Source organism: Hydrogenophaga sp. PAMC20947, assembly GCF_004795855.1.
Taxonomy (GTDB): Bacteria; Pseudomonadota; Gammaproteobacteria; order Burkholderiales; family Burkholderiaceae_C; genus Hydrogenophaga.
The window spans coordinates 3,529,210-3,551,890 of the sequence record NZ_CP039252.1; the positions used below are offsets into that span (position 1 = coordinate 3,529,210).

15 protein-coding genes are annotated in these 22,681 nt (G+C 64.4%); 9 read left to right on the forward strand and 6 right to left on the reverse strand.

What is annotated here, in order from left to right; all coding sequences use genetic code 11:
* Positions 1 to 36: 36 nt before the first annotated feature.
* Positions 37 to 1,572, forward strand: a complete 1,536-nt coding sequence (locus tag E5678_RS16205) for an AMP-binding protein (protein ID WP_168708585.1) — start codon at positions 37 to 39, stop codon at positions 1,570 to 1,572.
* On the opposite strand, the gene E5678_RS16210 is transcribed toward E5678_RS16205, so the two are convergent.
* Positions 1,562 to 3,145, reverse strand: coding sequence for an MFS transporter (locus E5678_RS16210; RefSeq protein ID WP_210731930.1), 1,584 nt, complete (start codon positions 3,143 to 3,145; stop codon positions 1,562 to 1,564). The genes E5678_RS16205 and E5678_RS16210 overlap by 11 nt on opposite strands.
* 135 nt (positions 3,146 to 3,280) lie before the next feature.
* On the opposite strand from E5678_RS16210, the gene E5678_RS16215 reads away from it, so the two are divergent.
* Positions 3,281 to 4,147: a M48 family metallopeptidase gene (locus E5678_RS16215; protein WP_136179482.1), complete on the forward strand. Its 867-nt coding sequence runs from the start codon at positions 3,281 to 3,283 to the stop codon at positions 4,145 to 4,147.
* An 18-nt stretch (positions 4,148 to 4,165) separates the two neighbouring features.
* On the opposite strand, the gene E5678_RS16220 is transcribed toward E5678_RS16215, so the two are convergent.
* Positions 4,166 to 4,798: an MBL fold metallo-hydrolase gene (locus tag E5678_RS16220; protein ID WP_136179483.1), complete on the reverse strand. Its 633-nt coding sequence runs from the start codon at positions 4,796 to 4,798 to the stop codon at positions 4,166 to 4,168.
* Positions 4,799 to 4,878: 80 nt separating this feature from the next.
* Positions 4,879 to 5,346, reverse strand: coding sequence for an Lrp/AsnC family transcriptional regulator (locus E5678_RS16225; protein WP_136179484.1), 468 nt, complete (start codon positions 5,344 to 5,346; stop codon positions 4,879 to 4,881).
* 146 nt (positions 5,347 to 5,492) lie between these two features.
* Between E5678_RS16225 and E5678_RS16230 the strand changes: the two genes are divergently transcribed.
* Entirely contained in the window at positions 5,493 to 6,764 is a 1,272-nt protein-coding gene (locus E5678_RS16230) for a methionine gamma-lyase (protein ID WP_136179485.1), read from the forward strand.
* Here E5678_RS16230 and E5678_RS16235 read toward each other — a convergent pair.
* Positions 6,712 to 7,185, reverse strand: coding sequence for an Lrp/AsnC family transcriptional regulator (locus E5678_RS16235; RefSeq protein ID WP_136179486.1), 474 nt, complete (start codon positions 7,183 to 7,185; stop codon positions 6,712 to 6,714). The genes E5678_RS16230 and E5678_RS16235 overlap by 53 nt on opposite strands.
* Positions 7,186 to 7,287: 102 nt before the next feature.
* On the opposite strand from E5678_RS16235, the gene aceE reads away from it, so the two are divergent.
* The 4 genes from aceE to E5678_RS16255 all read left to right on the forward strand — a co-directional run bounded on the left by aceE (position 7,288) and on the right by E5678_RS16255 (position 16,342).
* Entirely contained in the window at positions 7,288 to 10,038 is a 2,751-nt protein-coding gene (aceE, locus tag E5678_RS16240; RefSeq protein WP_136179487.1) for a pyruvate dehydrogenase (acetyl-transferring), homodimeric type, read from the forward strand.
* 175 nt (positions 10,039 to 10,213) lie between these two features.
* Positions 10,214 to 12,682 (forward strand): response regulator, encoded by a 2,469-nt coding sequence (locus E5678_RS16245; RefSeq protein WP_136179488.1) that lies wholly within the window; start codon positions 10,214 to 10,216, stop codon positions 12,680 to 12,682.
* Entirely contained in the window at positions 12,672 to 15,974 is a 3,303-nt protein-coding gene (locus tag E5678_RS16250; RefSeq protein ID WP_168708586.1) for a transporter substrate-binding domain-containing protein, read from the forward strand. Before E5678_RS16245 ends, E5678_RS16250 begins: the two co-directional genes overlap by 11 nt.
* Entirely contained in the window at positions 15,971 to 16,342 is a 372-nt protein-coding gene (locus tag E5678_RS16255) for a response regulator (RefSeq protein ID WP_136179490.1), read from the forward strand. The genes E5678_RS16250 and E5678_RS16255 overlap by 4 nt, the downstream gene beginning before the upstream one ends.
* Before the next feature lie 8 nt (positions 16,343 to 16,350).
* Here the strand turns inward: E5678_RS16255 and E5678_RS16260 are convergent, their stop codons facing one another.
* Entirely contained in the window at positions 16,351 to 18,489 is a 2,139-nt protein-coding gene (locus tag E5678_RS16260; RefSeq protein ID WP_136180821.1) for a cation-translocating P-type ATPase, read from the reverse strand.
* A 189-nt stretch (positions 18,490 to 18,678) separates the two neighbouring features.
* On the opposite strand from E5678_RS16260, the gene cadR reads away from it, so the two are divergent.
* Positions 18,679 to 19,206, forward strand: a complete 528-nt coding sequence (cadR, locus tag E5678_RS16265; protein ID WP_136179491.1) for a Cd(II)/Pb(II)-responsive transcriptional regulator — start codon at positions 18,679 to 18,681, stop codon at positions 19,204 to 19,206.
* 167 nt (positions 19,207 to 19,373) lie between these two features.
* Complete coding sequence (locus E5678_RS16270; RefSeq protein WP_136179492.1) at positions 19,374 to 19,961, forward strand: HD domain-containing protein; 588 nt, start codon at positions 19,374 to 19,376, stop codon at positions 19,959 to 19,961.
* Positions 19,962 to 20,009: 48 nt separating this feature from the next.
* Here the strand turns inward: E5678_RS16270 and E5678_RS16275 are convergent, their stop codons facing one another.
* The gene (locus E5678_RS16275; RefSeq protein WP_136179493.1) at positions 20,010 to 22,613 is read right to left on the reverse strand and encodes a TRAP transporter permease; all 2,604 of its coding nucleotides are present in this window, start codon (positions 22,611 to 22,613) and stop codon (positions 20,010 to 20,012) included.
* Positions 22,614 to 22,681 lie beyond the last annotated feature (68 nt).

Here is a 22,681-nt window from a genome sequence, read left to right on the forward strand (position 1 = left end):
ACATGAATGTCGCCCTCCGCTCCACCCCCCCTTTGCGTGCCTGACCGCTCACTCGACGCCATGTTGCGCCGCGTGTCCCAGGACCACTTCAAGCGCGACGCCTGGCGATGGACCGATCCCGGCGAGCCCGGGCAAACGCCTCTGGTCATGCGGTACGGTCAATGGGCCGCCCACAGTGACGCTGTCGCGGCCTATTTGCAGGGGACGCAGGGCATACGGGCGGGAGACCGCGTCGCCTGGCTGGGTTTGAACCACCCGGCCCAGATGGTGTTGCTGTTTGCGCTGGCGCGGCTGGGGGCCCTGCTGGTTCCGCTGAACCACCGCCTGGCCCCTGCCGAGTGGACGGGCGTCTGGGCCGATTGCCAGCCTCGGCTGCTGGTGCACGACACCCACTTCGCGCCAGCGGCTCAAACGCTGGTTCACCTGGTTTCTCCCATCGGGTCTCCCGCTGTGCCCGCCCTCGCCGCCACCGATCTGCCGACCGAAGCGTTGCAGCCGCTTGAAGCGGCCACAGCCGACGCCTGGGACACCCCCGCCCTGCTGGTCTACACCTCGGGCACCACCGGCCGGCCCAAGGCGGCAGTTCACACCCAGGGCAACCTGCTGACCAACATGGCCATGGCGGCGCAGGTACAGGCGCTGACACACAGCGACAGCGTGCTGACCGTCTTGCCCCTGTTCCATGTGGGCGGCCTGTGCATCCAGACCCTGCCTGCGCTGTCGGTGGGGGCCACGGTCTTGCTGCACGCCCGCTTTGACGCGTCGGCCACATTGACGGCGCTGGAGACCGAGCGCCCGACGCTCACGCTACAGGTACCGGCCACGCTCAAGGCCTTGAGCGAACATCCCCGCTGGGAGCAGACCGATCTCAGTGCGCTGCGAGCGGTGTGGGCCGGGTCCAGCATCCTGCCGCCGGGCCCTGTCGCCGCGTTTCACGCGCGCGGCATTCCGGTGTGCAACGTGTATGGCAGCACCGAAACCGGCCCCTTTTCAATCGCTCTGCCTCCCGAGCATGCGATCGACCACGCAGGCTCGTGCGGCTGGCCAGCGCCGGGCGCGGCCGTGAAACTGTGCAACGCCATCGGCGCGAAGGTGCGTTCGGGCGACATCGGCGAGCTCTGCATTCGCGCCGCCAATGTCGCCCGCCACTACTGGCCCGACACCCCGGCCCTGGACCCGGAGGGCTTCTTCCATTCAGGCGACCTGGCGCAGCAAGCGGCCGATGGCAGCTTCACCATCGTTGGCCGCGCCAAAGACATGATCATCTCCGGCGGGGAGAACATTTACCCCGCCGAGATTGAAAACCTGTTGCTGGCCCACCCTCTGGTGAGCGAATGCTGCGTCGTCGCGCAAGCGGATGACCGCTGGGGCGAAGTGGCGGTGGCCGTGGTGGTGCTCAAACCAGGCACGCCGCCGCCCGATGCCGCCTGGGCCGCACCCTTGCAAGCCTGGCTCGACAGCCGGTTGGCGCGCTACAAATGGCCACGGCGCTGGTTGCGCGTTGAGGCCTTGCCCAAAACAGCCCTGGGCAAGGTGCAAAAGGCGGAGCTGCTGAAGCTGCTCAGCGTTTGACCGGGTCGCGCAATTCCAGCCGGCGCGCGGCCAGCCACACCAGCACAATCACCGGCAAGCCCATCAACGTGGTGGCCACAAAAAAGCCCGGGTAGCCGATGGCGTCCACAATGCCGCCCGAATAGCCCCCCAACGATTTGGGCAACAAGGTCATGAGCGAGCTGAACAAGGCGTACTGCGTGGCGGTGAACGACACGTTGACCAGGCTGGAGAGAAAGGCCACAAATGCCGCGCTGGCGAACCCGGCCGCCAGGTTGTCGGCAGAGACCACCAGGTACAGCATCGGCAGGCTGTAACCCACCTTCGCCAGCACCACAAACACCAGGTTGGTCAGGGCCGCCATGACCGCACCCCACATCAGGCAGCGCATCACGCCATAGCGTGTGGCGAGAATACCGCCCATGAAACCGCCCCCGATGCTGATCAGCACACCAAAGGTCTTCACCGCGTTGGCGATCTCGATCTTGGAATAGCCCATGTCCGCGTAGAACACGTTGGAGATCACACCGAGCACGATGTCCGAAATGCGGTACAAGCCAACGAGCGCCAGCACCAGCCAGGCGGTAGAGGCGCCGTAGCGATCGAAGAAGTCACGCACGGGCACGATCCAGGTGTCACGGGCCACCGCCGTGTCGGCCAGCCCCAGGCTCACCAGCACCCAGCCGGCGCCCCCGGCCACCGCCAGCGCACCGCCCAGCCTCAGGGCCTCCGTCAGCAGTGTGGCCATCGGCCCACCGCCCAGCGCACCCTGCAGGACCGCAGCGAACGGACCTGCATAAAAGAATGCAAGAACAAAGGCGCTGACCGCACCCAGGAACACCAGGAACAGGCGCAGATTGCCGCGCAATGCGCCCTGTGCGGTCGCCGGGCGGCGTTGTTCGGGCATGAACAGCGCCGTCAGCACCCCCACCCCCATGGCCGCGGCCATGACCCAATAGGCTTTTTGCCAGGCGGCATACACATAGAGCTCTTTGGTCGAACCCCAATAAGAAGCCAGATACAAGGCGCCTGCACCCGCCACGATCATGCCCACCCGGTAGCCCGCGATATAGGCGGACGACAGCAAGGCCTGCATCTCGGGCGGCGCCAGCTCGATGCGGTAGGCGTCAATCACGATGTCTTGCGAAGCCGACGAAAAACCCAGCAACACGGCAAAAGCTGCCATCAGGGTCAATTGATCCGGCGATCCGGCGGGATTGACATTGGCCATGCCCACCATGGCAGTGATGACACCGGCCTGGGCCAGCAACAACCAGCTGCGGCGCTGCCCCAGGAGGCCGGTGAGCACCGGCAGCGCCATGCGGTCCACCAGGGGAGCCCACACGAATTTGAAGGAGTAGCCCAGCGCCGCCCAGCTGAAGAAGGTGACCGCCTTGCGCTCCACCCCTGCCTCCACGAGCCAGAGCGAGAGCGAAGAGAAGATCAGCAGAATGGGCAAGCCAGCTGAAAACCCCAGCAACACCATGAGCAAGACACGCCGCTCCCACAAGGCCGCCAGGCTGTCGTGCCAGCTCGGCTTGCGGGCTTCAATGGCGAGGTTGCCAGCGTCGATGGAAGATGTAGGTTGGGACATGCAGAGGGGAAATGCAGTGGGTCAATGTGGTGGGTCAGGCGCGTTTGAGCGGCGAAACAATCCTTTGCCAAAGCCAACGCAGGGCCATGGGCACGGAAGCCGCTCAGCGGTCACAGGTGTGACTATTATTGAGCGATGTGCCTGCTCTGCGATCTGAAGTCTCCCTCCCCCTCTGAATCCGTCCATTCGACCCGGTGGTCGTCACGGCGCGCCTTCCTGCTGGTCGGGGCGGCCACGGTCGGCACGGCTGCTGCGCCGGCCATGGCCCAGGTCGACGTGGGCAAAGCCTCCTCCATGCGAAAGCTGGTGCCCGCCGCCGAACTGGAAGGCGCCGCCACCCAGCAATACGGTGAGTTGATCCAGGAAGCGCGGCAAAAAAGGGTGTTGCTGCCGGCCAGTCATCCACAAGTCAGGCGGCTGCGCAACATGGCCCAGCGGCTGATCCCGCAAAGCACGCCCTGGAATGGGCGGGCCAGTGCCTGGAATTGGGAAGTCAATCTGATCCAGAGCGACCAGATCAACGCGTTTTGCATGCCCGGCGGCAAAATCGCCTTCTACACCGGCATCCTGGACAAGCTGCGCCTGAGCGACGATGAGGCCGCGATGATCATGGGCCACGAAATGGCCCATGCCTTGCGCGAACACGCGCGGGAGCGGCTGGCCAAGACCCAGGCCACTGGCCTGGGTCTTTCGGTGCTGTCCAGTCTGCTGGGGCTGGGCAATCTGGGCGACGCGGCGGCAAGCCTGGGTACGCAGCTGCTGACCTTGCGCTTCAGCCGCGAGGACGAAACCGAAGCGGATCTGGTGGGCCTGGAGCTGGCTGCTCGCGCTGCTTATGCGCCTTCGGCCAGCGTGAGCTTGTGGCAAAAAATGGCCGAAGCCAATGGCAAGAGCGGCCTGTCTTTCCTTTCCACCCACCCCAGCGGGCCGGACCGGATCCGGCAGCTGCAGGCGAATGTGCCCAAGGTGATGAAGCTGTACGAGGCGGCGCGCAAAAGCTGACGCCTCCCCCAATGGTCCTCAGCGCACGTACGGATTGAACCGGCGCTCTTCGCCGATCGTGCTCTCGGGTCCGTGCCCAGGGATGAACACGGTGTCGTCGCCCATGGGCCACAGGCGCTCTTTGATGCTGGCGATCAGCTGCTGCTGGTTGCCCTGGGGGAAGTCGGTGCGGCCGATGCCGCCGGCGAACAACACGTCGCCCACGAAAGCGCGCTTGGCTTCGGGCGAGTGGAAGACGACATGACCGGGCGTGTGGCCAGGACAGTGGCGCACGTTGAGCGTGCTCCGGCCGATCTGCACCGTATCGCCATCGTCCAGCCACTGCGTGGGCGTGAAGGGTTCACAGCGCGGGAAACCAAACATCTTGCCTTGCTGCACCATGCCATCGATCCAGAACTGGTCGCCAGGGTGCGGACCGATGATGGGCAGGCTCAAACGCTCGACGAGCTCGGCGGTACCGCCTGCGTGGTCGATGTGGGCGTGGGTGAGCCAGATGGCTTTGAGCGTGACACCCAGGCGTTTGACTTCGGCTTGCAGCCGATCCAGATCACCACCGGGGTCGATGATGGCGGCGTCCAGGGTCTGGTCGCACCAGACGATGGAGCAATTCTGGGCGAACTGGGTAACGGGAACGGTGAGGTATTTCAGCATGAACAATCCGTGGCAAACAGCGAGGGCGATGGGCCGCACAACCGCCATTGTCGGGGCATAGCGCAGCCGCCGCTGGGGTGTCAGTTCACAGGCACTTCATAAGACCGCTTCACTTCCTTGAGCGAGAAGCTGGTCGAGATCTCGCGCACCCCCGGCAATCCCCGGATGTTGTTGCGCACAAATTCGGCAAATGCCTCCAGATCCTGCGCGACCACTTCGAGCTGGTAGTCGAAGCGGCCCGAGAGGTTGTGGCACGACAGGATCTGCGGCAAGGCCACCACTTCGCGCTCAAAGGCATCGCCCTTCTCAGGGGTGTGGTCGTGCATGGCGAGGTGCACAAAGCCCAACACACCGTAACCCAGCAGCTTGCGGTCCAGGCGGGCGTGGTAGCCCGCGATCACACCGCGGTCTTCCAGCTGACGCACACGCCGCCAGCAAGGCGATGGCGACAAAGACACCAACTCGGCCAGTTCGCCCACGGTGGTGCGCCCGTTTTTTTGCAGGGCGGTGAGCAGTTGGCGATCAACAGCGTCGGGCTTGAATGACATGGGGTTGAAAATACTTATAAATTAATGTTTATGGGCAGTTTTTACCTCAAATAGTCAAATCACAACACAAATGAAGAAAATATTGCCGCGCACGAAGGATCAAAATTTTAGGCGCAGCAGCCCAAAACCTTCTTGAGGAACCTCACATGAGCCAGCACACATCCGGCGGTTTCAGTACCCGCGCCATCCACCACGGCTACGACCCGCTCGACCACCAAGGTGCGCTGGTGCCGCCGCTGTACACCTCGGCCACGTTTGCCTTCCCCGACACCGGCTACGGCGCCCGCTGCTTCTCAGGCGAAGAATCGGGCTACTTCTACACGCGCATCGCCAACCCCACCCTGGCCCTGCTCGAAGGCCGCCTGGCCAGCCTGGAGCAAGGCGCCGCGGCCGTGGTGTTCGGCTCGGGCATGGGCGCCATCACGGCCACGCTGTGGTCCATGCTGGCACCGGGCGACGAGGTGCTGGCCGACCTTACTTTGTACGGCTGCACCTTTTCTTTCATGTCCCACGGCCTGACGAAGTTTGGGGTGAAAGTGCGCCATGTCGACATGCGCGATCTGGCCCAACTGCAAGCGGCCATGAGCCCCCAGACCAAGGTGGTCTACTGCGAATCCCCGGCCAACCCCAACATGCGCCTGGCCGACATCGCAGCCGTGGCCAACATTGCCCACGCCGGCGGCGCCAAGCTGGTGGTCGACAACACCTATTGCACACCCTACCTGCAGCAGCCCCTGTTGCTGGGCGCCGATGTGAGCGTGCACTCCATGACCAAATACCTGGGCGGCCACGGTGATTTGACGGCAGGTGCCGCCATCTTTGCCGACGCCGAACTGGCCAAACACGTGCGGCTCTATGGCCTGAAAGACATGACCGGCGCGGTGATGAGCGCCCCCGACGCCCAGCAAGTGATGCGCGGCCTCAAGACGCTCACGCTGCGCATGGACCGCCATTGCCAGAACGCCCAAAAGATTGCCGAGCTGCTGGAGCGCCACCCCGCCACCAGCGCTGTGCATTTCCCCGGCCTGCCCAGCTTCCCCCAGCACGCGCTGGCCAAGCGACAGATGCGCCAGTTCGGCGGCATGGTGGCGTTTGAGCTGCACGGCGGGCTGGAAGCCGGTGTGCGCTTCATGGATGCTTTGCGCCTCATCACCCGCGCCGTCAGCCTGGGCGATGCCGAGAGCCTGGCCCAGCACCCGGCCAGCATGACCCACTCCACCTACACGCCTGAAGAGCGCGCGGCTCACGGCATCAGCGAAGGCCTGGTGCGCCTGTCAATCGGTCTGGAAGACCTCTGCGACATCGTGGCCGACATCGAGCAAGCGCTCGACTTGGTCACGGCCATGGGCGCGATCAACGGCGCGGTCAGCGAGCGGGCACCGGTAGCGGCAACGCCGTCTTGTAACGCACCTGCTTGAGTGCGAAGCTGGAGCGGATTTTTTCAATGCCTGGAATCGGCGACAGCTGCTCCAGGATGAAACGCTCCAGCGCGCCGATATCGGCCACAGCCACACGGATCAGGTAGTCGCTGTCACCCGACATCAGGTAACACTCCATCACCTCGTCGTGTTCGGCGATGCGCCGCTCAAATTCGGCCAGCGCTTCTTTGGACTGTTCTTTCAGGCTGATGGAAATGAACACGCTGAGCCCCAAGCCCAGGGCTTTTGGGTCGGCCAGCGCCACATACCCTTGGATCACTCCCTGGGTTTCCAGCGCCTTGACCCGCACCAGGCAAGGCGAAGGCGACAGGTTTACCCGCCGTGCCAACTCCACGTTGCTGAGTGAGCCGTCTTGCTGCAACTCAGACAATATGTGGATATCAATCGCATCCAAAGACATAAACACTTTCAAAAACGATATTTGAAGCAGTTTATGCCGTTTCATACTAAAAATCAGCAAGATTCAAATGCACATTTGGTGCTCAAACCTCTACAGTTACACATGACTGACGCCAGCCAAGCCCGCTACCTCAATACCCCAGAAGGCGATGCCGACCCCTCCGAAACAGCGGAGTGGCGCGAAGCGTTCAACGCGTTACTGGCCTCACAAGGGCCAGAACGTGCACGCTTCATGCTCGACGAGATGGCGCGGCTGGCACGGGCACAGCGTGTGGGCTGGCAGCCCGAGCTGAACACCCCCTATGTCAACACCATTGCGGTGGACCAGCAGCCCGTGTTCCCTGGCGACCTGGCGATCGAAGAACGGCTGGGTTCACTCATGCGCTGGAACGCCTTGGCCATGGTCGTCAAGGCCAATCAGGCCTACGGCGAGCTTGGCGGCCACATCGCCAGTTACGCCAGCGCGGCCGATCTGTTTGAAGTGGGCAACAACCACTTCTTCCATGGCCGCACAGAGAGCGCCAGTTTCACCGCCGGGCCGCCCCAAGGTGAAACAGCCCCCCTGGGGGGCAGCGCAGCACACGCCGTGGCCAGCGTGGGGGCCAACCATTTGGGCGATCTCGTTTTTTACCAGCCGCACAGCGCACCCGGCGTCTACGCCCGCGCCTACCTCGAAGGCCGCCTGAGCACCGACGACCTGCTGCACTACCGCCAGGAACTCACCTCGCCAGCCGCTTTGGCCGGCGCCGCTCAAGCGCCCGAAACCGCCGCCGCCAGCGGCCTGGCGCGCGGCCTGTGCAGCTACCCGCATCCGTACCTGATGCCCGATTTCTGGCAGTTCCCCACCGGCTCCATGGGCATCGGCCCCATCAGCTCGATCTACCACGCGCGCTTCATGCGCTACCTCTCACACCGCCAGCTGCTCAACAACGAAGGCCGCAAGGTGTGGGGCGTGTTCGGCGACGGCGAGATGGACGAGCCCGAGAGCATGAGCGCGCTCACCCTCGCCGCGCGCGAAGGCCTGGACAACCTGGTCTGGGTCGTCAACTGCAATCTGCAACGCCTCGACGGCCCGGTGCGAGGCAACGGCCGCATCATCGACGAGCTGGAAAAACTCTTCGCCGGCGCCGGCTGGAACGTGATCAAACTGGTGTGGGGCTCCGACTGGGACGGCCTCTTCGCCCGCGACACCACCGGCGCCCTCACCCGCGCCTTCGCCAACACGGTGGACGGCCAGATGCAAACCTTTGCCGCCAAAGACGGCCGCTTTAACCGCGACAACTTCTTTGGCCAGAACGAAGCGCTGCAGCGCCTGGCCCAGGGCATGACCGACGAGCAGATCGACCGCCTGAAGCGCGGCGGCCACGATCTTGTAAAAATCCACGCCGCCTACGCGGCTGCGGCCGCCCACAAGGGCCAGCCCACGGTGATCCTGGCCCAGACCAAAAAGGGCTACGGCATGGGCAGCGCCGGTCAGGGCAAGATGACCACGCACAGCCACAAGAAATTCGACGAAACCGACCTCATCGCGTTTCGCAACCGTTTCAACCTGCCCTTGACCGATGAGCAGGTGAAGCATCTGGATTTTTACAAACCCGCTGACGACAGCCCCGAGATGCTGTACCTGCACCAACGGCGCCAGCAACTGGGTGGTTTTGTGCCCAAAAGGCACACCGCTGCCGAGGTCGTGAACGTGCCGCCCGTGGCGCAATATGCCCATTTCGCGCTGCAGGCCGACGGCAAGGAAATGAGCACCACCATGGCCTTCGTGCGCATGCTGGGCACCCTGCTCAAAGACCGTGAGCTGGGCCCGCGCATCGTGCCCATCGTGGCCGACGAAGCGCGCACCTTCGGCATGGCCAACTTGTTCAAGCAGGTGGGCATTTACTCGAGCGTCGGCCAGCGCTACGCGCCCGAAGACATCGGCTCGGTGCTGAGCTACCGCGAAGCCATGGACGGACAGATCCTCGAAGAAGGCATTTCAGAAGCCGGCGCGCTCGCCAGCTGGACGGCCGCCGCCACCAGCTACAGCGTGCACGGCATGGCCATGCTGCCCTTCTACATCTATTACTCGATGTTTGGCTTCCAGCGCGTGGGCGACCAGATCTGGGCCGCCGCCGACCAACGCGCCCGCGGCTTCCTGCTGGGCGCCACCTCGGGGCGCACCACGCTCAGTGGCGAAGGCCTGCAACACCAGGACGGCACCAGCCACCTGATCGCCGCCACTGTCCCCAACTGCAAAGCCTACGACCCGGCCTACGCCGGCGAGCTGGCCGTCATCATCGACCACGGCATGCGCGAGATGCTGGTTGAGCAGAAAGACGTGTTCTATTACGTCACCATGATGAACGCCAACTACGCGCAGCCGAGCTTGCCAGCCGGCGCCGAAGAAGGCGTGGTGCGCGGTTGCTACAAGCTGGGGGTCTACCCGCCCACAGGTCGCAAGAGCGATCCAACCAAAAAACACGTCACCCTCATGGGCTCGGGCGCCATCCTGACCGAGGTGGTGATCGCCGCCGAGCAGCTGGCTCAAACCGGTTTTGAGGTGCACGTGTTCAGCGTCACCAGCTGGAGCGAGCTGGCCCGCGACGGTGCAGCGAGCACGGACCGCACAGCCTATGTCGCCCGACAACTGGCCAGCAGCCAAGGGCCCATCATCGCGGCCACCGACTACGTGCGCGCCGTGCCCGAGAGCGTGCGGGCCTGGCTGCCTGCCGACCGTGCGTACACCACGCTGGGCACCGACGGCTTTGGCCGCAGCGATACCCGGGCGGCCCTGCGAGCCTTCTTTGCCGTGGATGCCGCCAGCATCGTCCGTGCGGCCCTGGCACAAATGCACTCGCCATCCACCTGAATGCATCAATGCGTTCCAGACCTTGAGCAGCCCACCCCGTGACCTGTTTCTGACACGGGTCAGGATTCAAAAAACGTAAACGGACGTAATATGCGTTGGGTATCACCTTGTGAACCCCGGCAAGTCAGCGCTGAAGCTTTTCTCGCGCATTTGCCCCGCCAGCTTCGGGAGCGTCATGAAACGTGTTTTGGTTGTCGACGATAACGCGTCCAACCTGTATTTGTTGCGCCAGCTGCTGGAGAGCAGTGGCTATGCCGTTGATGAGGCACAACACGGCGTTGAGGCCCTGGTGAAGGCACGCCAGTGCACGCCAGACATCCTCATCACCGATTTGCTCATGCCCGAGATGGATGGCTACGCCTTGCTGCGGCAATGGAAAGCCGACCCAACGCTCAAAGGCATTCCCAGCATCGTCTACACCGCCACCTACACCGACCCCGAAGATGCCCGCCTGGCGCGCGACATCGGAGCCGATGCCTTCATCGTCAAGCCCATGGAAGCAGACGATTTGCTGGCCTTTGTGGACAAGACCATCGTCGAAGCACGCGAGGGAGCCCCGAGCACAGCCCCAACGCCAGCGCTTGAGCCCGAGCAAGGGCTGACCATCTACAACGCTTACCTGGTTCGAAAACTGGAAAAGCGCTCGCAAGAGATGGAGGCTCTGGCGGCCGAGCGGGAACAGGCGATCCGCGCCCTGCAAACAACCGAGAGGCAGTTCCGCGCCCTGGCCGACCACAGCCTGGACATGATCCTGCAAACGGAACCGGGCAGCGTCGTGCACTGGGCCAACCGAGCGGCCTGCGAAGGCTTTGGACGCACGGAAGCGGAAATTCTCTGCGTCCGTCGCTCCGATCTGTTCGATGAGTCCGATGCCCGCCTCCATGCCCTGCTGGCCGTTCGGGAAGCCACCGGTCGCATGCGAGGCGAAGCAACGGCTCTGCGCAAGGACGGCACCCCTTTTCCCGTCGAACTCAGCAGCGTTGTGTACCGCACGGCAGCAGGCGAAACCCTGGCCAACGTCACCCTGCGCGACCTCAGTGCGCAAAAGGCAGCAGAGGCTGCGTACCAAACCTCACAAGCGGTGGTGGCCAGCCTGCAGACGGCGATGAACGCCCATGCCCTGCTCTCGACCGCCGACGAGGCAGGCAACATCACCTATGTCAACGACCGCTTTTGCGCGGTGTCTGGCTACAGCCGCGCAGAGCTGCTGGGCCAAAACCACCGCCTGCTGCGCTCGGGCCTGCACGGGCCAACGACCTACCAGCACCTGTGGAACACCCTGCGTACCGGTGATGTCTGGAAAAGCGAGGTGTGCAACCGTGCCAAGGACGGCTCGCTGTTCTGGGTGGACGCCACCATCGTCCCCATGAAAGGGCCGCACACCCCCGTCACACAGTACGTGGCCATCTACACCGACATCACCCGGCGCAAGCTGGCCGATCAGCGCAGGGACGAGCTGGAAGCGCAGTTGCGGGAGACCCAGAAACTCCAGGCTGTCGGCACGCTGGCCAGTGGCATCGCCCACGACTTCAACAACATCGTGGCGGCCATTCTGGGCTTCTCGCTGCTGATGCGCGAAGAGATCCCGCCCACAGGCGACGCGGCCGAATACCTGAATCAGATTCAGAAGGCCGGCAAGCGCGCACGCGAACTGGTGCAGCGCATTCTGAGCTTCAGCCGCCCTCAGCCCACGGCACGCAAAGATGTGGTCTTGCAAGATGTGGTGCAGGAAGCCCTGGCCATCGCCACCGCCACGCTGCCCGCGAGCATCTCGCTCCAGCAGGCACTGCAAGAAGCGCCCGTGCACGTGAGCGCCGACGCCACCCAACTGCAACAGGTGCTGATCAACCTCTACACCAACGCCTGGCATGCGGCGCCGGCCGAGGCCGCCCGCATCGAGACCGGTCTGGATATCCGGGTGTTTGAACTGAAAGACCTGGCACGCCCGGCGGACCTGCCGCCCGGCCAGTTTGCCCATCTCTGGATCAAAGACAACGGCATGGGCATGGCGCCCGGTGTACGGGCCCGCATCTTCGAGCCCTTCTTCACGACCAAGCCCACGGGTCAGGGCACGGGCCTGGGTCTGTCTGCCGTGCGCAGCATCGTGGGCGTGCACCATGGCGCCATCGTGGTAGAAAGCCAGCCCCAGCTGGGCACCACCTTTCACCTCTACTTTCCGGTACTAGAGGCGCGCGGCCTGGCAGCGCCCACGGCCACGTCAGCGGTGCGCCCGGCGGCGCTGAGAGGCTCTCCACGGGTCTTGTACGTCGACGACGACGAGCCTGTGGCCCTGCTGGCGCAGACCTTGTTGTCCCGCGAAGGGTTCCGGGTCACAGCGTTCACACACGCCGAACAGGCCCTGGCGGCGGTTCGGGCGCATGCCCACGACTTCGACCTGATGGTCACCGACTTCAACATGCCCGGCATGTCCGGCCTGGAGCTGGCCCGCCGGGTGCAATCGATTCGCGGAGATCTGCCCATTGCCATTGTCTCGGGCTACATTGATGCCGAGCTCACCCGGCAAGCCCACGCTATCCAGATCCAGACCCTGGTCCACAAGGAGCGGGTACCGGAAGAGCTCGCGGACCGCCTGCGCCATTTGCTCGCCCCCCTTGAGCCCGCCCCGCCCAGTCATGCCCCTTGAATCCTCCGCGCTCACCGCCCCGGTGGCTGGCGCGTTGATGAAAAAAATGGCACACCTTCGTCTGCGCGGGAAGGGCTGGATGGCCATGCTCTTGCTCGGCTGGACTGCTGCATGGGCGCAGGCGCCAGGCACACCCGCCCCTGTGACGGCGTTGCCCCCCCTTTTGCTGGGTGCCGAAGAACAGGCATGGCTGGATCAACACCCGGTGATCCGCATCGGCGTTGACCCAGCCTACGCCCCCTATGCATTCTTCGGCCCCGACGACCAGCCTGCCGGCATTGCCGCAGAAATCAGCGCGTTGGTGGCGCAACAACTGGGCGTGCGCTTTGAGCCCGTGCGCAACCTGAGCTGGCCCGACATCCTGGAGGCGGCCCGCCTGCGCAAGCTGGACCTGATCACCACCGCCAACCGCAGCCCCGAGCGCGAGGCCTACCTGGCTTTTTCGAAGAAGTACCTGCCCACGCCCACCGTCATCATGACCCGCAGCGACGCCGTTCGGTTGCGGAATACCGAGGCCCTGAGCGGTCAGCGGGTGGCGCTGGTCAAGGCCTACTCATCCACCCGGGCCTTTTTGGACCGGGTGCCCGGCGCGACGCCGGTCTTCGTTGACACCCCGCTGGCCGGTTTGCTGGCCGTCTCAGCGGGCACGGCCGAGGCCTACGTGGGCGTGGTGGGTATCAACACCTACCTGGCCAGCCAGAGCGGTTTGTCCAACCTGGCGGTCAACACCGTTTTTGATCCAGACAACGGGCAAAATTTTGCGGTCCGCAGCGACTGGGCACCGTTGGCCCCGCTGCTCGACAAAGCCCTTGCCAGCATCCCCCCCGATCGGATGCAAGCCATCTTCGCGCGCTGGATTCCGATCACACACGATCAACTGATCACGCCCACCGCAACCCTGACCCCGCACGACCGCACCCTGCTGGCCAAGCTGCCCGAGCTGCGGGTGGGTGTGTTGAGCAACCGCCCCCCGTTTGACTTCATCAACCCAGACGGCAAACATGTCGGCGTGTCAGAAGACACGCTCACCCTGATCCGCCAGCGCACGGGCCTCAAAACCCGGCTGGTCGTCGCGGATCACATGTCGGACCTGATACAGCTGTACCAGCAAGGGGACGTCGACCTGATTGCCGCGGTCAACAGCGCCACGCCGGCGGCCCTCGCTGCCGACCTGACTGAGCCCTATTTCGTGACGGCACTGGGCGTTTTTGTCCCGCGCGGAGAAGTCTTCCTCGGCGATCTGAGCGGGCTGCTCGACAGCCAGGTCGCCGTGAGTCAGGAGGGCTACGCCAACGAAGTGTTGAGCGGCTTCCCACGCATTGTGCGCGTACCACGCGCCTCCATCGCGCAAGCCGCACAAGCCGTGCTCAGCCGCGATGCCGTCTACATGGTGGCCGAAACCTCATCGGCGCTGCGCTCCATCGAAGAGGCGGGTCTGCATGGCCTGAGCTACGCCGGGCCGCTCTCAGAGCTTCCGATGAAGCTGCACATTGCCGTGTCCCCCCGCTATGCGCCGCTTCGACCGATCTTGAATACGGTCCTGTCCAGCATCAGCAACGAAGAGGCGGCCCGGGTCCGACGCCAATGGGTGGGCGCCCACGTCGAAGGAGGGATAGCCACCCGGTGGGTGCTGATGTGGGGCTTGCTCCTTGCCGCGTTCGCCAGCGCTGGCTACCTGGCGTTTTACGGGCACAACCGCAGGCTGCGACAAGAAATCACGCTCAGAACCCAGATGAGCCGTCAGCTGGCCGATGCCCACGCCGAGCGCGACGAAGCTGCGCAGCGCTTTCGCACCATGGTCGACACCTCCCCCAACGCTTTGCTGCTGGTCGATCAGCAAGGGCGGATCGCGCAGGCGACGGCGAACGCGGTGGCGCTGTTCGGGTACACACAGAATGAGCTGTTGGGGCAACCCATCGAGCTCTTGCTACCCGAACACAGCACAGCCGCTCACATCAAATTGCGCGACGACTACATCGCGTCGCAATCGCCTGGCCGGCAGATGAACCTCGCTCGAGACGTGGTGGCCCGGCACCAGACAGGGCGCCCGATTCCAGTGGAGATTCGACTGAGTCCCCTGGCTTTTCCCGAGGGCCGCTACGTATTGGCCTCGGTGCTGGACATCACCGAGCGCCACGAAACCCAGCGCCAGCTGCGCGAAAGCGAGGAACGCTTCCGGGACCTGTTCGACCACGCCAGCGATCTGATCTACGTGCTCGATCTCTCGCAAGAGTTTGTGTATGTCAACGCGAGCTGGTGCAAAACCCTGGGTTACACGGCCCAAGAGGCCAACGCCAAGCCTTTGATGGAGGTGATCGCTCCAGAATGCCAGCCCTATGCCGCAGCCTTGCGCGAGAAGAGCATGCAGGGCGAGAATCATGCTCTGGTGCAAATGGTGCTGCTCACCCGAGACAAGGAGCGCATCGAGGTGGAAGGCAACATCACCCAAAAAATGGTTGATGGAAAATCCGTGTCCAGCCGGGGCATCTTTCGCGATGTGACCGCGCGCAACCGGCAAATCGCTGAACTTGCGGTGGCCAAACAGAAAGCCGAAGCCGCAGACCACATCAAGTCCGCGTTCCTGGCATCCATGAGCCACGAGTTGCGCACACCACTGAACTCTGTGATTGGTTTCACCGGCATCTTGCTCAAGCGCCTGGCGGGGCCGCTCAACGACGAGCAGGCCTTTCAAATGGGCATCGTGCGCGAAAGCGCTCGCAACCTGTTGGCCCTGGTGAACGACGTGCTCGACATCTCACGCATCGAAGCGGGCGAGCTGCGGGTGGCCCACGAGCCCTTTGACCTGAGGGCCTCCATCGAGAAAACCGTGGCCACCGTCCAGCCCCTCGCTGACGCGGCATCCCTCAGCCTGACGACCGACATCATCGGCCCCGTTGACATCACCACGGGAGACATGCGCCGCACAGAGCAGGTGCTGCTCAACCTGCTGGGCAACGCAATCAAATTCACCCGCATCGGCGGCATCCAGCTGCAGGCCGAGGCCGTCGATGAACAGTGGTTCAAGGTCTCGGTGACCGACACCGGCATCGGCATCGCTGAAGCCGACTTGCCCATCTTGTTTCAGCCGTTCCGCCAGGTCGACAACCGCCTCGCCCGACAGCACGAAGGCTCAGGCCTGGGCCTCGCCATTTCGCTCAAACTGGCCGAACTCATGGGCGGGCGTCTGGAGGTGCAAAGCGAACTGGGCAAAGGCAGCACTTTCACGCTTTGGTTGCCCCGCACCGCCCCTGCTTTCGGCAACGCCACACCTACCTTGAAAAACCCCGCATGAACAAGCGCATCCTGCTGATCGAAGACAACCCCAACAACCGCTACCTGGTGAGTTTTCTGCTCGAAGCGCAAGGTTGGCAAATGCACCATGCAAGCGATGGTGCCACCGGCCTGGCGCTCGCCGCCAGCTGCGATCCCGCGGCCATTCTGCTGGACATTCAGCTGCCGGTCATGGACGGCCACGAAGTGGCCCGTCGCCTGAAAGCAGACCCCCTGCTCGCCAACATCCCCATCATGGCGATCACCTCATTCGCCATGCATGGCGACCGCCAGGCTGCGCTGGCTGCGGGCTGCGAAGCCTACATGGAGAAGCCCATCGATCCCGACACCTTTGTCGACTCCGTGGAGGCCCTGCTCCTGCGCGCCTGAGCCAGCATTCAAGGTCGGTGTCGCAGCAGACGCAAGCCGTTGGCCACCACCAGCAGGCTCGCGCCCATGTCGGCAAAAACCGCCATCCACATGCTGGCGTTGTCGAAAACCGCCAGCCCCAGAAAAATCACCTTGATGCCCAGCGCCAGTGCGATGTTCTGGCGCAAAACGGTGTTGGTCCGCCGGGACAGGCGGATGGTCTCGGGAATCCGGCCCAGGTCGTCGTTCATGATCACCACGTCGGCCGCTTCCATGGCAATGTCGGTTCCCGCCCCACCCATGGCGACGCCGATGTCGGCCTGCGCCAAGGCCGGTGCATCGTTGATGCCATCACCCACCATGGCCGAATACCCATAACGCTGCTGCATGGCCCCGATGGCGGCGAGTTTGTCTTCGGGCAACAGATCCCCGCGAGCGTCGTCGATCCCCGCTTCCAGGGCAATCGCCTTCGCGGTGGTCTGGTTGTCGCCCGTGAGCATGACCGAGACCACGCCGAGCCGACGCAGTTCGGCCAGGGCATCGCGCGACCCCGGCTTGATCGTGTCGGCCACGGCAAAGAGCGCCAACACCTCGTGTTCGCTGGCCAGCAATGTGACGGTTCGGCCCTGGGCTTCATGCGCGGCCATCTTGGCCTCCAGGTCTGCGCTGCACAACCCGCGCTCTTCGATCAGGCGGTGGTTGCCGAGCAGCAGGCGCTGCCCATCCACCACGGCAGCCACACCGCGCCCCGGCCAAACCGTGAAGGCCTCAATCGATGCATCCGATGCAGGCAATCCAGCGGCAATGGCTTGTGAAACAGGGTGGTCAGAGTGGCCCGCCAGTGCCGCGGCCTGGCGCTGGACCAACGCTGCGTCAGCCGATAGCGAAACGGCTTCATTCGCCACCAGTCGCGGTCGACCCTCTGTGATCGTGCCCGTCTTGTCAAAAGCAATGGCGCGGATGCGGTGTGCGTCTTCCAGATACACGCCGCCCTTGATGAGAATACCGCGCCGCGCCGCCGAGGCCAGACCACTGACCACGCTCACCGGGGTCGAGATCACCAAGGCACAAGGGCAGGCAATCACCAGCAACACCAAGGCTTTGTACACCGCTGTGAGCCAAGGCACATTCATCAACAAAGGCAAGCCCAGCACCACGGCCACGGCCAGGCCAAACACGGCGGGCGTGTAGATGCGGGCAAACCGGTCCACAAACTGCTGGGTCGGCGCGCGACTGCCCTGGGCCTGTTCGACCGCTTCGATGATGCGGGCCATCAGCGTGTTGCTCGCCTCGGCTTCTACGCGCATTTCCAGTGTGCTGCTCAGGTTCACGGTGCCCGCAAACACGGCATCACCCACCGTCTTGTCCGCAGGCAAGCTCTCCCCCGTCACCGCGCTCGTGTCCAGAGTGCTGCTGCCCGTGGTGATCACGCCGTCCAGCGGAAACCGGGCGCCCGGCTTCACGCGGATGGTGACGCCCAGCGCGACCGACGCGGCGGGCTGCTCCACCCACCCGCCATCGGCCTGCCGCACCTCGGCGGTCTCAGGCGTGAGACTGAGCAAACCCTGGATGGCGTTGCGCGCGCGGTCGACAGCCCGGGCCTCGATCCACTCCGCAATCGCATACAAGGCCATCACCATCGCCGCCTCAGGCCACTGACCAATCAGGAACGCCCCCGTCACCGCCACCGTCATCAGGGCGTTGATATTCAACCGCGCATGGCGCAAAGCGGCCAGCCCCTTGGCGTAGGTTGAAAACCCCGCCAGCGCAATCGCCACGGCGGCGAGGGCCATGCCCAGAATGTTCCACGCCAGCGTCTCTGGCGCGAAGAAGTGCAGCAACTCGGCCCCCACCGCGAACGCCAGTGCAGCCGCGTAGCGGGTGAGGCCATGGCCACTGTCCGCCACCGGCATCACCCCATGATCGGGCCCATGCCCATCTTCAGGGTGGTGAGGGTCATGGGCCTCCTGCGTTTCCAGCCCCTCCCCGGGCATCACAGGCTTGGCCGGATACCCCGCCCGGTTCACGGCGTCGATAGCGGCGGGCATCACTTCGGCAGGCGCGTCGATGGTCAGCGTGCGCTGGGTCAGGTGAAAACGCAGACTGCGGATGCCGGCCACGCCGTCCAGCGCATGGCGAATGTCGGACTCTTCGGCCGCGCAATCCATCAAGGGAATGCTGAGCACCACGGCACCGGGGGATGTCGGCGTTTCTGGCTGGGCGCTGAGCGCGATGGGTGCAGCGCAGACCGAGCTGCAAGCGCCGTCGGCAGGCGAAGCAGGGGAAGGGGTTCGGGTTTTCATGGGGCTATTAAAAACCCTGGACCGACTCCAGAGTCAACCCCCTACACTGGGCGCATGAAAATCGGTGCCTTGTCTGCTTCCACCGGTGTGCCCATCGACACCATCCGCCACTACGAGCGCGAAGGTTTGCTGCCCGAGGCAGCGCGCACCGAGGCCAACTACCGCATCTACGAAACGGCCCACGCGCAGCGGCTGAGCTTCATCCGCCATTGCCGCGGGCTGGACATGACGCTGGACGAGATCCGCATCCTGCTGCACTTCAAGGATGCCCCCAGCGAAGACTGTGGCGAGGTCAACGCCCTGCTGGACGAACACATCGGCCACGTGGCTCACCGCATCCGCGAGCTGCGAGCGCTGGAGAAGCAGCTGCGCGAACTGCGCGAAACCTGTCGCACCGCGCAAGACGCCCGGCACTGCGGCATCCTGAACCAGCTCGACTCGATGGCGCGCCGGGATGGGCCCAAACCACGCAAAGCCACAGGCCACGTGCACGGCGCGCACACCGGCGGCGTTCAGCCGCCCTTGGCCCCGGCCCCACCCCAGGCACACACACCGAAACCGGCGACGGGTGCGGCGCCATAGCGCAAGCACCCATGCCCAAAACAGCCCAGACCATCGGGCAACGGCCGCAAGGGGACGAGGGCCGACTGTCACCCAAGGGATGGCCGACATTCCCCGGGGGTCTCAGAATGCCTGAGAGCATTCACAGAAGTGCCTGGCAAGCCCACCACCCACCCACTGGAGACACCATGGATCATCGCGCCACCTTTACCCGCATGGAAGACAGCACCGCCGCCGACTGGAAAACCATCGGAGGCGAGTTCATGCGGTTCGCCGGGCAATTGCCCGACCGCGTCATCCAGCACCTGCGGCTCCTGGAAAACGACTACGGCGGCTTCCCGGTTGACCGCTACACCCACTGCCTGCAAACCGCCACCCGGGCACTCAAGGATGGCCGAGACGAAGAGTACGTGGTGTGTGCGTTGCTGCATGACATCGGCGACACCCTGGGCAGCTACAACCACGCCGACATCGGCGCAGCTGTCCTCAAGCCCTTCGTCAGCGAAGAGAACCACTGGATGGTCATGCACCACGCGATCTTTCAGGGCTACTACTTTTTCCAGCACATTGGCCTGGACCGTGATCTGCGCGACAACTTCCGCTCAAATCCGGCCTACGAGCGCACCGCCGAATTTTGTGCGCTCTACGACAACCCCGCATTTGACCCCAAAGGCGAGACGCTGCCGCTGGCCGAGTTTGAGCCGATGCTGCGACGCGTGATGGCCAGCCCCAAGCAGTCGCTGTACAAATCGGCCAGCGTGCTCAAAGCGGCCTGAAAACACCAGGCCCCACCGACCACCCCGACGCGTGCAGCCCGGAGCGGCTTACGCCGTGCGGACTTCAGGCGTGCGCCGCCGCCGTTGCCGCCACACCACCCACCCGATCAAGGCGAGTGCGGGCAAAAACATCCACTCCTTGGACAGCCGGTCGGTGGGCACTTCAACCGCATCGATGCGAAAGCCCTGCTCGATGCCCAGCTTGGCCGCGTGGCTGCCGAACGCAACGCTGTGGACCCGAAACCCCTCAGCAGAACGTTCAGCGCTGATGCCACTGTGTTCCAGTCTCAACGGCGCGTTGCTGGCCTGTGCGCCCAGGGGCAGCAACACGCCGCGCTCCACGCCCTCACCTTCCAGCGTCGACCCGCTGAAAAACACCCGCATCTGCGCACCCTTGGGGGCCTCTACCAGCGCCGCCTCGGCCGCATCCCCCACCAGCTGCCGGTAGGGCGCCACCAGCGGATCCATGAACAGGCCGGGGTGGAACAGCATGAACACGGCCACCAGCATCACCAGCCGCTCTGACGTGGTGCTGCGCACCAGCAGCCAGGCCTGGTTCACCGAGATGAATGCAAACCCGGCCAACGTCGCGCTGGCGAGGGTCAACAAGGTGTGGGCCACACCATTCACACCAATGAGCAACAGCTGCGGATTGAGCACGAACATAAAAGGCAACAGCACCATGCGCATCGAGTACCGGACAGCCACCCAGCCGGTGCGCATCGGGTTGGCAATGGCGATGCTGGCCGCTGCATAAGACGCCAGCCCCACGGGCGGCATGATGTCGGCCATGAGGCCGAAATAGAACACAAACAGGTGGGCGGCGATCAGCGGAACCAGCAAGCCGTTTTGCGCACCGATCGACACGATCACCGGCGCCATCAGCGTCGACACCACGATGTAGCTGGCGGTGGTGGGCAGCCCCGTCCCCAGGACCAGGCAGATCATCGCCACCAACACCAGCATGACAATGATGTTGCCCCCCGAGAGCGCGGTCACCAGATCGGTCATGACCAGGCCCACGCCCGTCAAGGTGAGTGTGCCCACCAGGATGCCTGCGGTCGCCGTGGCGATGGCCACCGTGACCATGTTGCGGGCGCCCGCGGCGAGCCCCTCCAGCAGATCCTGAGCGCCTTGCCAGCCGGCATTCTTGAGCGAGCCCACACCGCGAAACCAGGCCAGCAGCGGTCGCTGGGTGACCACGATGAAGCCCAGGAACACCGTGGCCCAGAACGCCGCGCGGGTAGGCGCAACCTGCTCGATCACCAGATTCCACACCAGCGCGCCCACGGGCAACAGGTAGTGCATGCCGGAGCGCAAGGTGGGGCCCAGCTCGGGCATGCTCGTGATCGGCACATCGGCCGAAGCCACCGCTTCGGCGTGCGGCGCGCTCAGCCACAGCAACAACACGTAGGCCAGCAACAGCACAATCGCCATCACCGCAAACGAGCGCTGGGGCATCAGCATGTGCACGACGGCCCCCACGATGGACACCAGCGCCAGCACCGACACCACACCCACAAAGCCGATCGAAAACTGGCCCAACGTGTGCTGCCACCGGGCCACCCGCCGACGCGGCAGTCCATGCAGATCGGCTTTCACCGCCTCCAGGTGCACGATGTAGAGCAGACCCAGGTAAGAGACCATGGCCGAGATCAACGCGTGCTTCAGCACATCGATGTAGGGCACACCGACATACTCCACCATCAGGAATGCAGCGGCACCCATCACCGGCGGCATGACCTGCCCGTTGACCGAAGCGGCCACCTCGATCGCCGCCGCTTTCTCGGGGGCGTAACCCACCCGCTTGATCAAGGGAATCGTCAGCGGACCGGTCGTGACCACGTTGGTGATGGACGAACCCGAAATCATGCCCGTGGCGGCCGACGCCACCACCGCCGCCTTGGCGGGGCCGCCCCTGAAATGCCCCAGCAATGCCACCGCACTGCGGATGAAATAGCTGCCCGCACCCGCAGTCTCCAGCAAGCCCCCAAAGAGCACAAACAGGAAAATCAGATCAGCGGACACCCCCAGCGCCACCCCAAACACCCCTTCCGTGGTGAGCCAGAGGTGGTTCATGGTCTTGCTCACCGAGGCACTCTGGTGGGCAATCATGTCGGGCATGTGTTCACCCAGCAAGATGTAGTTGAGCAACAGCAGGGCCAGCAAGACCATGGGCAGGCCCAGCACCCGCCGCGTGGCTTCCAGCAACAACGCCACCCCCAGGCAGGCGATCCCGACTTCCACTGCATTGGGGTTGCCCGTGTGGGCGCTGACCGAGTCGTAGAAGACCGCCAGGTACCCAGCGCTCAGGCCGGCCAGCACGGCCAACACCCAATCGCCTGCCGGCACACGATCGGTGGGCGAGCCGCGAAACGCGGGATAGGCCAGGAATGCCAGCACCACGGCGAACGCCAGGTGCAGCGAGCGGATCCGGGCCTGGTTGAACACCGCCACACCCAGCATTTCCGGCAACGGCGAGGCGATCCAGAGCTGGAAGCAGGCCCAGGCCAGACCGAGCATCACCAGCCAGGCGGCCATGTGCCCATTCGGCAGGCGCACACCCATGCGGACGCGGTCGATATGAAGGCGCGCGGAGTGGCCGGCCACAGGCGCAGGGTTGGGGTGAACGGCGTCGTTGCGCTCTTGCATCAGGGGTCCGGCGTCAGGCCATCACGGTGGGTCATCGGGCATAAAGCCGCCACAGGCCCGGAAGCCCA

Bases quoted from the DNA above. Each gene is read 5' to 3' on its own strand.
- E5678_RS16210 (WP_210731930.1), bottom strand. From the start codon at position 3,145: ATGTCCCAACCTACATCTTCCATCGACGCTGGCAACCTCGCCATTGAA.
- E5678_RS16215 (WP_136179482.1), top strand. From the start codon at position 3,281: ATGTGCCTGCTCTGCGATCTGAAGTCTCCCTCCCCCTCTGAATCCGTC.
- E5678_RS16220 (WP_136179483.1), bottom strand. From the start codon at position 4,798: ATGCTGAAATACCTCACCGTTCCCGTTACCCAGTTCGCCCAGAATTGC.
- E5678_RS16225 (WP_136179484.1), bottom strand. From the start codon at position 5,346: ATGTCATTCAAGCCCGACGCTGTTGATCGCCAACTGCTCACCGCCCTG.
- E5678_RS16230 (WP_136179485.1), top strand. From the start codon at position 5,493: ATGAGCCAGCACACATCCGGCGGTTTCAGTACCCGCGCCATCCACCAC.
- E5678_RS16235 (WP_136179486.1), bottom strand. From the start codon at position 7,185: ATGTCTTTGGATGCGATTGATATCCACATATTGTCTGAGTTGCAGCAA.
- aceE (WP_136179487.1), top strand. From the start codon at position 7,288: ATGACTGACGCCAGCCAAGCCCGCTACCTCAATACCCCAGAAGGCGAT.
- E5678_RS16245 (WP_136179488.1), top strand. From the start codon at position 10,214: ATGAAACGTGTTTTGGTTGTCGACGATAACGCGTCCAACCTGTATTTG.
- E5678_RS16250 (WP_168708586.1), top strand. From the start codon at position 12,672: ATGCCCCTTGAATCCTCCGCGCTCACCGCCCCGGTGGCTGGCGCGTTG.
- E5678_RS16255 (WP_136179490.1), top strand. From the start codon at position 15,971: ATGAACAAGCGCATCCTGCTGATCGAAGACAACCCCAACAACCGCTAC.
- E5678_RS16260 (WP_136180821.1), bottom strand. From the start codon at position 18,489: ATGGATTGCGCGGCCGAAGAGTCCGACATTCGCCATGCGCTGGACGGC.
- cadR (WP_136179491.1), top strand. From the start codon at position 18,679: ATGAAAATCGGTGCCTTGTCTGCTTCCACCGGTGTGCCCATCGACACC.
- E5678_RS16270 (WP_136179492.1), top strand. From the start codon at position 19,374: ATGGATCATCGCGCCACCTTTACCCGCATGGAAGACAGCACCGCCGCC.
- E5678_RS16275 (WP_136179493.1), bottom strand. From the start codon at position 22,613: ATGCAAGAGCGCAACGACGCCGTTCACCCCAACCCTGCGCCTGTGGCC.